10 protein-coding genes are annotated in these 12958 nt (G+C 39.7%); 5 read left to right on the forward strand and 5 right to left on the reverse strand.

Annotated elements, in window-relative coordinates; translation table 11 throughout:
- Window positions 1–72 precede the first annotated feature (72 nt).
- The 3 genes from mnmH (at window position 73) to odhB (ending at window position 5484) form a co-directional block, all read left to right on the forward strand.
- The gene (gene mnmH, locus AA980_RS15820; protein WP_024029292.1) at window positions 73–1143 is read left to right on the forward strand and encodes a tRNA 2-selenouridine(34) synthase MnmH; all 1071 of its coding nucleotides are present in this window, start codon (window positions 73–75) and stop codon (window positions 1141–1143) included.
- 226 nt (window positions 1144–1369) lie between these two features.
- On the forward strand, window positions 1370–4222 hold the full coding sequence (locus AA980_RS15825; RefSeq protein WP_024029293.1) for a 2-oxoglutarate dehydrogenase E1 component: 2853 nt from the start codon (window positions 1370–1372) through the stop codon (window positions 4220–4222).
- A 2-nt stretch (window positions 4223–4224) separates the two neighbouring features.
- Window positions 4225–5484: a 2-oxoglutarate dehydrogenase complex dihydrolipoyllysine-residue succinyltransferase gene (odhB, locus tag AA980_RS15830; RefSeq protein ID WP_024029294.1), complete on the forward strand. Its 1260-nt coding sequence runs from the start codon at window positions 4225–4227 to the stop codon at window positions 5482–5484.
- A 63-nt stretch (window positions 5485–5547) separates the two neighbouring features.
- On the opposite strand, the gene sda is transcribed toward odhB, so the two are convergent.
- Entirely contained in the window at window positions 5548–5673 is a 126-nt protein-coding gene (gene sda, locus AA980_RS15835) for a sporulation histidine kinase inhibitor Sda (RefSeq protein ID WP_407937465.1), read from the reverse strand.
- 225 nt (window positions 5674–5898) lie between these two features.
- Between sda and AA980_RS15840 the strand changes: the two genes are divergently transcribed.
- Window positions 5899–7536 carry an AMP-binding protein gene (locus AA980_RS15840; RefSeq protein ID WP_024029295.1) on the forward strand — a complete coding sequence of 546 codons (1638 nt, stop codon included), beginning with the start codon at window positions 5899–5901 and terminating at the stop codon, window positions 7534–7536.
- 99 nt (window positions 7537–7635) lie between these two features.
- Window positions 7636–7839 (forward strand): DUF6501 family protein, encoded by a 204-nt coding sequence (locus tag AA980_RS15845; RefSeq protein ID WP_024029296.1) that lies wholly within the window; start codon window positions 7636–7638, stop codon window positions 7837–7839.
- Between the two features lie 52 nt (window positions 7840–7891).
- Here the strand turns inward: AA980_RS15845 and AA980_RS15850 are convergent, their stop codons facing one another.
- The 4 genes from AA980_RS15850 to pflB form a co-directional block, all read right to left on the reverse strand.
- Window positions 7892–8491 carry a YhcN/YlaJ family sporulation lipoprotein gene (locus AA980_RS15850; RefSeq protein WP_024029297.1) on the reverse strand — a complete coding sequence of 200 codons (600 nt, stop codon included), beginning with the start codon at window positions 8489–8491 and terminating at the stop codon, window positions 7892–7894.
- A 128-nt stretch (window positions 8492–8619) separates the two neighbouring features.
- The gene (yidC, locus tag AA980_RS15855; RefSeq protein ID WP_024029298.1) at window positions 8620–9411 is read right to left on the reverse strand and encodes a membrane protein insertase YidC; all 792 of its coding nucleotides are present in this window, start codon (window positions 9409–9411) and stop codon (window positions 8620–8622) included.
- A gap of 488 nt (window positions 9412–9899) precedes the next feature.
- Window positions 9900–10652: a pyruvate formate-lyase-activating protein gene (pflA, locus tag AA980_RS15865; RefSeq protein WP_024029300.1), complete on the reverse strand. Its 753-nt coding sequence runs from the start codon at window positions 10650–10652 to the stop codon at window positions 9900–9902.
- Window positions 10653–10719: 67 nt separating this feature from the next.
- Window positions 10720–12945 carry a formate C-acetyltransferase gene (gene pflB / locus AA980_RS15870; protein WP_024029301.1) on the reverse strand — a complete coding sequence of 742 codons (2226 nt, stop codon included), beginning with the start codon at window positions 12943–12945 and terminating at the stop codon, window positions 10720–10722.
- Between the last annotated feature and the right edge of the window lie 13 nt (window positions 12946–12958).

Consider the following 12958-nt stretch of genomic DNA (forward strand, 5'->3'; position numbering starts at 1 on the left):
TTCCAACTCCTTGAAGGCTATCGGTATCTCCTATATAATGTGTATATAGTCATTCAAGGAGCGTAGTTTAATATGAAGGAAATAACTGTTGATGAACTTTTTACAATAAAGGAACCAATAATCATTGATATACGCTCTCCCATTGAATTTAAGGATGGTGCAATTCCGGGAGCAATTAATATTCCGATCTTTTCAAATGATGAACGTCAAGAAATCGGAACGATATATAAGCAGCAAGGTCAAGCAGCAGCAAAATGGCGTGCAATGGAGCTTGTCTCACCCAAAATCCCCGAATTAATGAGGACAATAAAAGCCTATCAATCAGGTGGGGAGCTTGTTGTTCATTGTTGGCGCGGAGGAATGCGCAGTAAAGCGGTGATAACCTTTTTGGAATTTTCCGGAATTTACGCATGGCGTTTAATCGGTGGTTATAAAGCATACCGGAACTATATCCTCGAGCAATTACCAACGATGCTTCCAAACAAAGCAATCGTTCTCCATGGGTTGACCGGTGTTGGTAAGACTGAGGTGTTAAAGCAATTGAAAAAGAAGGGCTATCCAATCCTAGACCTTGAGGAAATGGCCGGCCATCGGGGATCTATTTTTGGAACGATTGGACTTAGCGAAGGTCACAACCAAAAAACATTTGATTCCCTTTTATTTAAAGGACTTCAGGACATTCAAGGCTCAGAATATTTTCTTGTCGAAGCTGAAAGTAAACGGATTGGCAAGGCCGTTCAGTCTGAGGAATTAATGAATAGTAAGTTTAAAGGTACAAATCTCTATATCCATACGCCACTTGAACAACGGGTAAGGCATCTTGTTTCTGAATACGTTATACCTTATGAACAGGAACCATGGTATTACGATAAAATCTCCGTGGGAATAGAAAAGGTATTGAAACGTATAAAAGATGCGGAGGTTAGGAAAGATCTTAAAGAAGCACTCACTGACCGGAATTATCCTGTCATGATTAAAATTTTACTTGAATCCTATTATGACCCGCGTTACGATCATGCCAGACAGGAGTACGAAGAAGATTTTATTGATATTTTTGCTGATAACCCGCTTGATGCAGCCCAAAAAATTGAAGCTAAATTAGAAGAGTTAGCGGGCGAGGCAGTTCCTAAAGCACTAAATTAATGATGGCAAAGATTAATAATTTATGGAAGCACACGTATTGAAAGCGTGTGTTTTTTTTGTTTTGGGGTATACATTTAAAGTGGTGCTTAGATTGGAAAATTAATTGTTTATTAAACATTTTTTTGTTCCTAATTAACACACACTAAACAATATTCATTACATAATTATGAAATGATAGTAGTAAAGGTGTTGTGAAGATACATATGTACTAAGGAGGGATTGATGAATGACCGGGCCTAAAGCAGATAAAAAAGTGCTATTAGAAGATTTTTTTGGTCCAAATCTTGGCTATTTGATTGATCAATTTGAAAGGTATAAACAGGATCCATCTTCAGTTGAACATGAAATAGGTTTATTCTTTGAGGGGATGAATGAGGCTGATTTTTCCACGTTGGCTCCGAAGGTTCCAGCTGATTTAGAAACAAGTCCTGTCCAGTACGAAAAAATAATCGCAGCAACAAAGCTTGCTGAAAATATTCGTACCTATGGGCATCTTGCTGCAAATATTTATCCGTTAGAAAATCATAAACCTGATATAAGTCATCTTGAGTTTGAAGGGTATGGACTAAGTGAGGAGGACTTAAAGCAGCTGCCTGCTGCGATTTTTGCTAGGAAGGGGCTGTCAGCTCAGCGAACAGCACTGGAAGCCTATAACTCTTTAAAGGAAGTCTATACAAAATCAATTGCCTATGAATTTGACCATGTCCATGATGCGAAGGAGAAAAATTGGTTGTTAGAGAGAATTGAAGGTAGGCAATTTCAATTACCTTTATCAAGGGACAAAAAGCTTACAATTTTAAAGAGACTATTTGAAGTGGAAGAGTTTGAAAAGTATCTTCATAAAACCTTTGTTGGCCAAAAGCGATTTTCGATTGAGGGACTAGATATAATGGTTCCACTCATTGATGAAATTATTTCGGGGGGCGTTCTGAATGGTGCGGAATATATAAACATCGCGATGGCACACAGAGGCAGATTGAATGTTTTGGCACATGTACTAGGAAAACCGTATGAAATGATTTTTGCAGAATTTCAGCATGCACCCAATAAAGAACTTGTCCCATCGGAGGGGTCGATTGGAATTAACTTTGGCTGGACAGGAGATGTAAAGTATCACTTGGGATTGAATCGCCAGCTCACCGCTGACCATTCAGGAAGGGTTAAGGTAACCCTTGCTAATAATCCCAGCCACCTTGAATTTGTGGGAGCAGTGGTTGAAGGATTTTCGCGTGCTGCACAGGATGATCGGAAGAAACCTGGCTATCCTATTGAAAATTTAAAATCAGCACTGTCGATATTAATCCATGGAGATGCGGCATTCCCAGGCGAGGGCATCGTCGCTGAGACGTTAAACTTAAGCAGGCTTAACGGTTACCGTACGGGTGGGACTATCCATATTATTGCTAATAACACGATTGGCTTTACGACGGAATCTAAGGATGCCCGTTCAACTCGTTATGCAAGTGATCTTGCAAAAGGATATGAGATTCCTATTCTTCATGTAAATGCCGACGATCCAGAGGCATGTATTGCTGCCGCCATGTTAGCGGGAGAATATCGGTCCGTTTTTCATAAGGATTTTCTCATTGACTTAGTGGGCTATCGTAGATTTGGCCATAATGAAATGGATGAACCGATGACAACGAGCCCGCAAATGTATACGCTTATTCACAAGCATCCAACGGTAAAAGAGATATATTCCTCAAGCTTGAAACAAGAGGGAATTGTCACTGAGGAACAGCTTACGGATATTCATAACAAGGTCCTTCAAAAACTAGAAGCAGCCAATAGTAAAGTTACAATGCTAAAGAAAAAGGAAGAGGAAGAGTTAAAGATTCCGGAACCTCCTAGTTTCAATAAGAAACAGGCATTAATATCAACCAAGGTTCCTTTAGAAATATTAAAAAGAATAAACAGCGAATTACTTCAATGGCCAAAAGATTTTAATGTATTTAATAAGCTTGAAAAAATTTTGCAAAGACGGACCGCTGCACTTGATGAAACAGGGAAAATTGATTGGGCATTAGCCGAGACGCTTGCCTTTGCAACGATATTAGCAGATGGCACCCCGATTCGGATATCAGGTCAGGACAGCGAACGTGGTACATTTGCACAAAGAAATCTTGTCCTTCATGATAGCAAAACGGGAGAAACCTTCGTGCCCTTGCATCATTTTTCGGATGCTAAGGCATCGTTTGCGGTCTATAATAGTCCATTAACAGAAGCAGCAGTAGTTGGATTCGACTATGGATATCATGTCTTTTCTCCGGAAACATTAGTCATTTGGGAAGCGCAATATGGTGATTTTGCTAATGCGGCACAGGTTATGTTTGATCAATTTATTGCTGCCGGCAGAGCCAAATGGGGACAAAAATCCGGGATTGTCCTGCTTCTGCCTCATGGTTACGAAGGACAAGGTCCAGAACATTCTAGCGCTAGGCTGGAGAGATTTTTACAATCAGCAGCTGAAAAAAACTGGACGGTTGTAAACCTGACTAGTGCAGCCCAATACTTTCATCTCCTCAGGCGTCAAGCCGCGATGCTTACGAAGGAGGAGATACGACCGCTTGTGATTATGGCGCCAAAAAGCCTTTTACGAAATCCACTTGTATCTTCCTCTGCAAGTGATCTAAGTGAGGGAGAATTCAGGCCGGTGATTGAACATTTCACCTTTTCCAGGGAAGATGCAAAGGTAGAGAGGGTTGTTCTTTGTTCTGGAAAAATTGCAATTGATATCGCAGAACAACTGAAAGAGGCTAATGGGTTTGAATGGCTTCAGGTTATTAGACTGGAAGAAATTTATCCGTTCCCGACAGAGGAATTAACGACAATATTTTCTAAATTTAACAATCTGAAAGAGGTGCTTTGGGTTCAGGAAGAACCTAAGAATATGGGCGCTTGGAATTTTGTTGAACCACGCATACGTGAAATAGTTTCCAATGGTATAAATGTTGATTATATTGGACGACGCCGGCGATCAAGCCCTGCTGAAGGTGATCCAAATGTTCATAAACTAACTCAATCAAAAATTCTTCAATTAGCATTAACGAGGGTTGAAGTTGAAGAAGGGGGTAATTAATTATGGCTGATATAGTAGTGCCTGAATTAGCAGAATCGATTTCAGAAGGAACGATTGCGAAATGGTTAAAGGATGTCGGGGAACATGTTGAGCAAGGTGATTATCTAGTAGAACTGGAAACCGATAAAGTAAATGTAGAAATTATCTCAGACTTTTCCGGTATTCTTACTGAACAGAAATTTACTGAAGGCGATACAGTCAAAGTGGGGGAGGCAATTGCCACTGTAGATGAAAGTGCTCGGACTGCTCCAGAAACTAAACAAGCCGAATCAATTAAAAATGAAAATATGGAAACTTCGCCAGAAAGTGCTGGTACCGATGCCATTTCTAAGAATCCGCCGGTGGAAAATAAAGAAAATAAAGCTTTGCCTCCAATCGCTTCTCCGGCGGCACGACGGCTTGCAAGGGAGAAGGGGCTTGATTTAAATGAAATTAGGACAGCGGATCCACTAGGAAGAATAAGAAAACAGGATGTAAGTTCTTATCAGCCGAATCCTAATCAAAACAATCAGGGTGTGCCGAAGGCGGATCCAAAAGGAGAAGGCGTCCTAGATAGTGAAAAACCAATCATCTATGAACGGATGTCAAGACGCAGGCAAACCATTGCGAAACGGCTGGTAGAGGTTCAGCAAACGGCTGCGATGCTGACGACATTTAATGAAATTGATATGACTGCAGTAATGGACTTGAGGAAACGAAGAAAAGATAAATTCTTCGAAGAGCATGATGTCCGGCTCGGTTTTATGTCCTTTTTCACGAAAGCGGTCGTAGCCGCCTTAAAGAAATTCCCTTATATTAATGCTGAAATTCAGGAAGACCAACTGCTGGTTAAAAAGTTTTATGACATTGGGATTGCTGTAGCGGCTGAGGAAGGACTTGTCGTCCCTGTTGTTAGGGATGCTGACCGTAAATCTTTTGCTGAAATTGAAATGGATATTATGGAGCTTGCCGAAAAGGCAAGGACAAATAAATTAGCATTAAAGGATTTACAAGGCGGAACGTTCACGATTACAAATGGCGGAGTGTTTGGATCTTTACTATCTACTCCTATCCTTAATGGCCCGCAGGTCGGAATCCTTGGAATGCACAAAATTCAACTTCGCCCAGTGGCGATTGATAAAGAGAAAATGGAAAATCGTCCAATGATGTATGTGGCTCTTTCCTATGACCATCGAATTGTAGATGGGAAAGAGGCCGTCAGTTTCCTTAGTAAAATAAAAGAATTGCTGGAGGATCCGGAGAATTTACTTCTTGAGGGATAAAACGATCTAAGCTTTAAAAAAACCGCTGAAACTCTATTCAGCGGTTTTTCCATGTATGAATGACTAACGGATCTTGATCGGCCCTAAACCGCGGCGCCTGATTTCATCTTTTAATATCTTTATCCATTCCTTTTCCTTTCCAGTTTTTAATGCATCCCGATACGAAACAACCAACTGCTCGTTACTCATAATTTTCAATTTGCGAATGCCCTCCTTGGAAAATGGATTGAATATTCAGTTTTAACTATTGTAATGGTTTTCTTTGTTTTTGAGAACCCCTATTTAACAATAAAAAAAAGATTCACACATTTTCCACAAAGTGTAATTATATTTTAAAAATATTGAATATTCATATAAATATGGTAACATAATTTTGACAGCGTTTTATTTTAAAAGGACTAGGGGGAGAAAAGTTTGTCGACTTTATTGAATGTTACGATTGGTGAATTATTAGAAAAAAAGGCAGATTTGCATCCATATCATGAAGCTGTGATTTATTCAGACCGCAATTTACGCCTTACATATCGCGAATTTGATGATGTTTGCCGCAGGACCGCAAAAGGTCTTATCAAATTAGGAATTGATAAAGGAGAACATCTTGCAGCTTGGTCGACAAATACGCCAGAATGGCTAATCACCCAATTTGCGACCGCGAAGATGGGGGCAGTCCTTGTGACCGTGAACACGAATTATCGCACAGCTGAACTGGAATATTTGTTGGAGCAATCAGATGCCACCACAATCATATTAATGGATACCTGGAAAGATTCATCTTATATCGAGATGCTCAATGAGATTGTACCGGAATTAAAAGATGCTGAGCCTGGTAAGTTGAAAAGCAGCCGTTTGCCCTTTTTAAAAAATGTCATCGTCCTTGGGGAACAAAAATATCCTGGAACCTATTGCTGGGATGACATTTTAAAACTTGGCGAAACCGTTACAGATGAGGAATTAAATGAACGAATGTCTTCTCTCGACCCGGAGGATGTCATAAATATGCAGTACACCTCAGGAACAACCGGGTTCCCAAAAGGAGTAATGCTCACCCATAACAATATCGTCAATAATGGTTTTAATATTGCTGGCTGTATGGATCTGAAAACAGAGGACAGGCTTTGTATACCTGTACCGTTTTTCCATTGCTTCGGCTGTGTTCTCGGAATTATGGCCTGTGTATCTGTTGGTGCCACAATGGTTCCGGTTCAAGAATTCAATCCAAAAAGAGTTTTACAAACCGTTCAAGATGAAAAATGTACAGGGCTTCACGGCGTTCCTACGATGTTCATAGCCGAATTAAATGATCTTGATTTTGAAAAGTATGATTTATCCACGCTTAGGACAGGAATTATGGCGGGATCGAATTGTCCAATAGAGGTGATGAAAGCAGTTATCGAACAGATGGGAGCTGCCGAAATAACAATCGCATACGGGCAAACAGAATCATCACCAGTTATCACACAAACAAGAACTGATGACCCGATTGAATTGCGTGTTGAAACGGTAGGTAAGGCACTTCCGAATGTTGAAGTGAAAATTGTTGAGCCTGGGACGTGCAAGGAAGTAGCTCGGGGCGTACAGGGAGAGTTATGTACAAAAGGTTACCATGTTATGAAGGGGTATTATAAAAATCCTGAGGCCACAAAGGAAGCCATCGATAAAGATGGCTGGCTCCATACAGGCGATTTAGCTGTAATGGCCGAAAATGGCTATTGCAAAATTACCGGCCGTCTAAAAGATATGATCATCAGGGGAGGGGAAAATATTTATCCGCGTGAAATTGAAGAATTTCTCTATTCCTATCCAAAAATTCTTGATATCCAGGTAGTTGGTGTTCCAAATGAAGTTTATGGGGAGGAGGTAATGGCTTGGATTATTTTAAAAGAGGGGGAATCTGCCACTGTAGAAGAAATTCAGGAATATTGTAAAGGGAAGATTTCCAAACATAAAATTCCGCGTTACATAAATTTTACTGATTCTTATCCAATGACTGCATCGGGGAAAATCCAGAAATTCCTCCTTAGGGAACAATCTGTTAACAGTGTCAAAAAATAAAATGATTTCAATAGTCGAAGAACACGATATTGTTGCACTGCATTGCTCCAATTGATTATACTAATAATTGGACAATGACCGAAAGGAACGGTGGCAGCAATGATTCATTTATCTTGGCGTGATCGGGAAACAATTAAGAAAGTAAAATGTGTTCATACAGATGCAAAAAAATATCTTGTCAGTAATACCTTAACGGCAGGGAATTACTATGATGTGAAAAATGAGACAGAAGAGTTTTATTACCTTATCGACAATACCGGAAAAATCGGCGGCTTTTACAAAGAATATTTCCAAGAAGTTTAACTCCAATAAATGCCTGGCTTAACAGCCAGGCATTTAATAATAATATTAGCCATTATCTTTGGTTAGGGAACACCCTGCGGATGGTATCGGTAAAATCGTTAAAGAAACCTGAGATTGGTCTGCCATTTCGAATATCGCCTGAATAAGTATTCATTCGATCATAGAAATCTGGATTAACGGATACATAAACATTGTCGATATCCCGATCGACAGATTTAACCGCACGGGAAATTTTATCCTCAATAGTTGATGTCAATTCGTTTCGAGATGAACGGTCCAACTTAGCAGCAACGTAAGCGTTATTTTCGGTTACGATAACATTGGCTCGGTCCACTTCAGGTAAATCCGCTACCTTATCTGCAGCCTTATCAGCTACTCTCATTTTTGACTGATTGTTCCCAACATTATTTCGATTATCATTACGTACATTTCTTACATTGGTACGATTCATATTTCGATCAATCCCTGTGTCACTTGTATCAATACCCGTAATGGCAGGACCGCCGGGGTAATTAGGATTGGTGTAATTTACCCTAGTAGGTTCTGTTGCATTTCGGTTGCGGGCAACATTATCATTGACATTATTCCGTGCGCAACCGGATAAGTAAAGACTAAAGATGAGGGTTGAAATGACGAATAAACTTTTTTTCATGTTGTTTTAACACTCCTTTTGTCTTAGTGGTACAACATTAGGATTCCAAAATTGAATCAAACTATCCTTACAAACAAAATGGAAAAAAATAAAAAGAAGCGCTCAAATTGCGCTTCTTTTTTGTCCCTTTATTTTTGCTTAACCGGCATTACTTCCGGTTTTTTCGTTTGATAAAGCTTTCTGCTTATCAGTGTTTGAACAGTTAAGAATAATCCACCCACTACCCAATAAAGCGGCAGGGCCGCTGGAGCGCTAAATGAAAACATGACAATCATCAATGGAGAAAGTAATCCCATGTACTTCATTTGCTGCTGCTGTGCTGTTGGCATATTAGATTGTGAAACCTTAAATTGAAAATAATAAATAATCCCGGCGATTATGGTAATCGCTATATCAGGATGTCCAAGGCTAAACCATAAGAATTTATGGTGTGCAATCTCTTGAGATCCGCGAATCGCATAATAAAAGGCCGTTAGAATTGGCATTTGAATCAGCAATGGTAGACAGCCCATATTTAAGGGATTTACACCATGCTTTTTATACAAGCCCATCATTTCAGCTTGAAGTTCTTGCTTTTTCTTTGGATCTTTTTCGGTCTTCATTTTCTTTTGAACAGCATCCATTTCAGGCTTTAGAACATCCATTTTCTCTTTCATGCCCATTTGGTTTTTATACTGTTTTAGCATTAATGGCATTAAGATGAGTCTGATTATTACTGTCACAAGGATAATAGCTAACCCATAGTTTCCATTAAATAATTCGGCAACAGATCTAATGAAAATCCATAACGGATGAACAAGAAAATCGTGGAAAAAATTTCCGTTTGTCCCGCTGGGATCTTGTGAAGAGCATCCAGAAAGCAATAAGGTTGTTAACGATAAAAGAGTGATTAGTATAAGTGAAGAACGTTTTGTTTTCATATTTCCTCCTAAAATGTGGATAGATTGTTAAGTAAGAAGGAAGGAAATAGGTTCTTCGGAATCATCTTGAGAATATTCTTTTTTGCGTATAAATTTTACAATTCTAATGAGAATAAAACTGATATTTAAACAGCTTTTTTTCTTATAAAAAAACAATGGATGAATAATTTTTGTGTTCGCAGGATTTGATAGGGAGCCAATAAATGAATATTCCACACCCCATGCCAATAAAAATTTCAGTATTAAACCAAAGTAAATACTGATATAAAGTGCATTCAGGGTATTAATATCCGAATGATCGATAAGTAACTGAAACAAAAATTATCACCTCGTTTGTGTAACCAATGATATGAGTATATAGGAGAATAGCTAAATAATCAATTTAAACTATAGCAAAATACCAGTGTTTGAAAACTTTAATAAGTGTAAAATGGGCATCGATAAACAACAACACCGATTCCATTTGGAAGCGGTGTTCATAAAAAACGTTATTTTTCTATTATTGGTTTATTCCAATGTGCAGTCAGCATGTGATAAGCAATTTCCACTTTATCTTCCGCTGGCGGCTCGATATCCTTTAATGGATATTCAAGACCAAGTGCTTCCCATTTATAGACCCCAAGTTTGTGATAGGGGAGAATCTCAATCTTTTCGACATTTTCCAGCGTTCCAATGAATTCACCGAGCTTTTGCAGGTCTTCAGGATCATCGCTTACAGTTGGCACCAATACATGACGGACCCAAATTGGTATATGTCGATCTGATAAAAATTTTGCAAATTCAAGGATATGATCATTTGCCATTCCGGTTAGTTGGATATGCTTTTTACGGTTGATATGTTTTAAATCAAGCAGGATTAGGTCAGTGTACTGCAATAGTTCCTCAAGCTGCTCTATGAAAAGCTTAGAGTGAGAGAAACAGCCTCCTGAAGAATCAATGGTTGTATGAATCCCTTTTCGTTTACATTCTTTAAATAATTCAATCAGAAAAGGAATTTGCAATAACGGTTCACCGCCGCTTACCGTGATTCCTCCTTTAGAAGCCTGAATGAAAGGGAGATAGCTCATCAAATCATTCATGATTTCGGAAACGGACATTTGCTTTCCCGAGCCGATTTCCCAGGTATCTGCATTATGGCAAAACTGGCAGCGTAAAAGGCAGCCTTGTGTAAAAACAATATAACGAATCCCTGGTCCGTCGACTGTCCCTAATGTTTCTATGGAATGAATATTTCCGTTCATGATGATAATCCCCTTTCATTTATCGGAAGGGAGCTCCTCGAAAAAGGACCCCTTCCTATACTGCTATTTACAATGATTCATGGAAAGTACGGTTGATGACGTCAAGCTGCTGTTCTTTTGTTAGTTTAATAAAGTTTACTGCATAGCCTGAAACACGAATTGTTAATTGTGGATATTGCTCAGGATGTTCCATTGCATCAATTAATGTTTCTCGATTAAAGACATTTACGTTAAGGTGATGTCCTGTTTTTATGGCATAGCCATCCAAGATGGAGACTAAGTTTCGAATTTGAGTCTCTTCTTCTTTGCCCAGCGCCTTAGGAACAATCGAGAAAGTATTGGATATACCATCCATGGCATAGCTGTAAGGAAGTTTAGCAACAGAAGATAGGGAAGCTAATGTTCCTTTCGTATCACGGCCATGCATTGGGTTTGCACCTGGTGCAAACGGCTCTCCTGCGCGGCGGCCATCAGGCGTATTACCGGTTTTCTTACCATAAACCACGTTTGAAGTAATGGTTAATACTGATAATGTGTGAACAGAATTGCGATACGTTCCATGTTTGCGTAATTTTTTCATGAAGGTTTCAACAATCTCTACCGCGATGCTGTCAACTCGGTCATCATTGTTACCGTATTTAGGATAGTCACCGGCTGTTTCAAAATCTACAGCCAAACCATTTTCATCACGAATCACCTTTACTTCACCATATTTAATTGCACTAAGGGAATCAGTGACGACGCTTAAGCCGGCAATTCCTGTTGCCATTGTACGAAGTATTTCGGTATCATGCAGAGCCATCTCAATTCTTTCATAGCTGTATTTATCGTGCATATAATGGATGACGTTCAAGGTGTTAATGTATAGACCTGCAAGCCATTCCATCATTTGATCAAATTTTTCCATGACTTCCTCATAATTCAATACTTCTTTAGTGATTGGCTGATATTGTGGGCCAACCTGAATTTTTAACTTTTCATCGACGCCGCCGTTGATGGCGTAGAGAAGGGCTTTAGCAAGGTTTGCACGGGCACCGAAGAACTGCATTTGCTTACCGATTTCCATTGCGGATACACAGCAGGCAATTCCGTAATCATCGCCATATTCAGGGCGCATAATATCGTCATTTTCGTATTGAATCGAACTTGTTTTAATCGACATATTCGCACAGTATTTTTTAAAGTTTTCAGGCAGCTGCGGCGACCATAGAACAGTTAAGTTTGGTTCTGGTGCAGGTCCTAAATTATCTAATGTGTGAAGGAAACGGAATGAGTTCTTGGTGACAAGAGCACGTCCATCCAAAGACATTCCGCCGATTGATTCTGTTACCCATGTTGGGTCGCCGCTAAATAATTCATTATAATCCGGTGTTCGGGCGAATTTCACAAGGCGCAGCTTCATGACAAAGTGGTCGACAATTTCTTGTGCTTCCGCTTCAGTTATTGTACCATTTTGCAAATCTCTTTCGATATAAATGTCAAGGAAGGTAGATACACGTCCAAGGCTCATTGCGGCGCCGTTTTGCTCTTTGATTGCTGCTAAATAACCTAAGTATAACCATTGAAATGCCTCTTGGGCCGTTTCAGCAGGGCGTGAAATATCAAATCCATAGGTTGTGCCAAGCTCTTTCAATTCTTTAAGAGCCCGCAGTTGTTCAGCCATCTCTTCGCGTAACCGAATATTTTCTTCTGACATAACTTTGCTTGTATTTCGATAATCCTGTTGTTTTTCTTTGATTAAGAAATCGACACCATATAAAGCAACCCGACGATAATCGCCGATAATCCGGCCGCGGCCATAGGCATCTGGAAGGCCGGTAATGATGGCGGCTTTACGAGCAAGCATCATTTCGTCTGTATAGGCATCAAATACACCTTGATTGTGAGTTTTTCGGAACTCAGTAAAAATTCTTTCGATTTCAGGGTTTAATTCGTAACCGTACGCTTCGCAGGCTGCTTTAGCCATCCGAATCCCACCGAAAGGCTGCATCGACCGATTAAATGGTTTGTCCGTTTGAACACCAACGACCTTTTCCAGTTCTTCATTAAGATATCCTGGTCCGTGGGATGTAATCGTAGAAACCGTTTCAGTATCCATATCGAGGACACCGCCATTTTCACGTTCCTGCTTAGTAAGTTCCATTACTTGCTCCCAAAGTTTGTTTGTAGCGTCTGTTGGACCAGCTAAGAAGGAGTCGTTACCTTCATAAGGAGTGTAGTTTTTTAAGATAAAATCGCGAACGTTAACTTCCTTGGACCATGTCCCAATAATAAATCCATTCCATGCTTTCATTATTTTTCACCTC

This window comes from Neobacillus vireti (assembly GCF_001026695.1).
In the GTDB taxonomy this organism is placed as follows: domain Bacteria; phylum Bacillota; class Bacilli; order Bacillales; family Cytobacillaceae; genus Neobacillus; species Neobacillus vireti.

Excerpts from the sequence above, each read along its gene's own strand:
- mnmH (WP_024029292.1), top strand. The coding sequence starts at position 73 with ATGAAGGAAATAACTGTTGATGAACTTTTTACAATAAAGGAACCAATA.
- AA980_RS15825 (WP_024029293.1), top strand. The coding sequence starts at position 1,370 with ATGACCGGGCCTAAAGCAGATAAAAAAGTGCTATTAGAAGATTTTTTT.
- odhB (WP_024029294.1), top strand. The coding sequence starts at position 4,225 with ATGGCTGATATAGTAGTGCCTGAATTAGCAGAATCGATTTCAGAAGGA.
- sda (WP_407937465.1), bottom strand. The coding sequence starts at position 5,673 with ATGAGTAACGAGCAGTTGGTTGTTTCGTATCGGGATGCATTAAAAACT.
- AA980_RS15845 (WP_024029296.1), top strand. The coding sequence starts at position 7,636 with ATGATTCATTTATCTTGGCGTGATCGGGAAACAATTAAGAAAGTAAAA.
- AA980_RS15850 (WP_024029297.1), bottom strand. The coding sequence starts at position 8,491 with ATGAAAAAAAGTTTATTCGTCATTTCAACCCTCATCTTTAGTCTTTAC.
- yidC (WP_024029298.1), bottom strand. The coding sequence starts at position 9,411 with ATGAAAACAAAACGTTCTTCACTTATACTAATCACTCTTTTATCGTTA.
- pflA (WP_024029300.1), bottom strand. The coding sequence starts at position 10,652 with ATGAACGGAAATATTCATTCCATAGAAACATTAGGGACAGTCGACGGA.
- pflB (WP_024029301.1), bottom strand. The coding sequence starts at position 12,945 with ATGAAAGCATGGAATGGATTTATTATTGGGACATGGTCCAAGGAAGTT.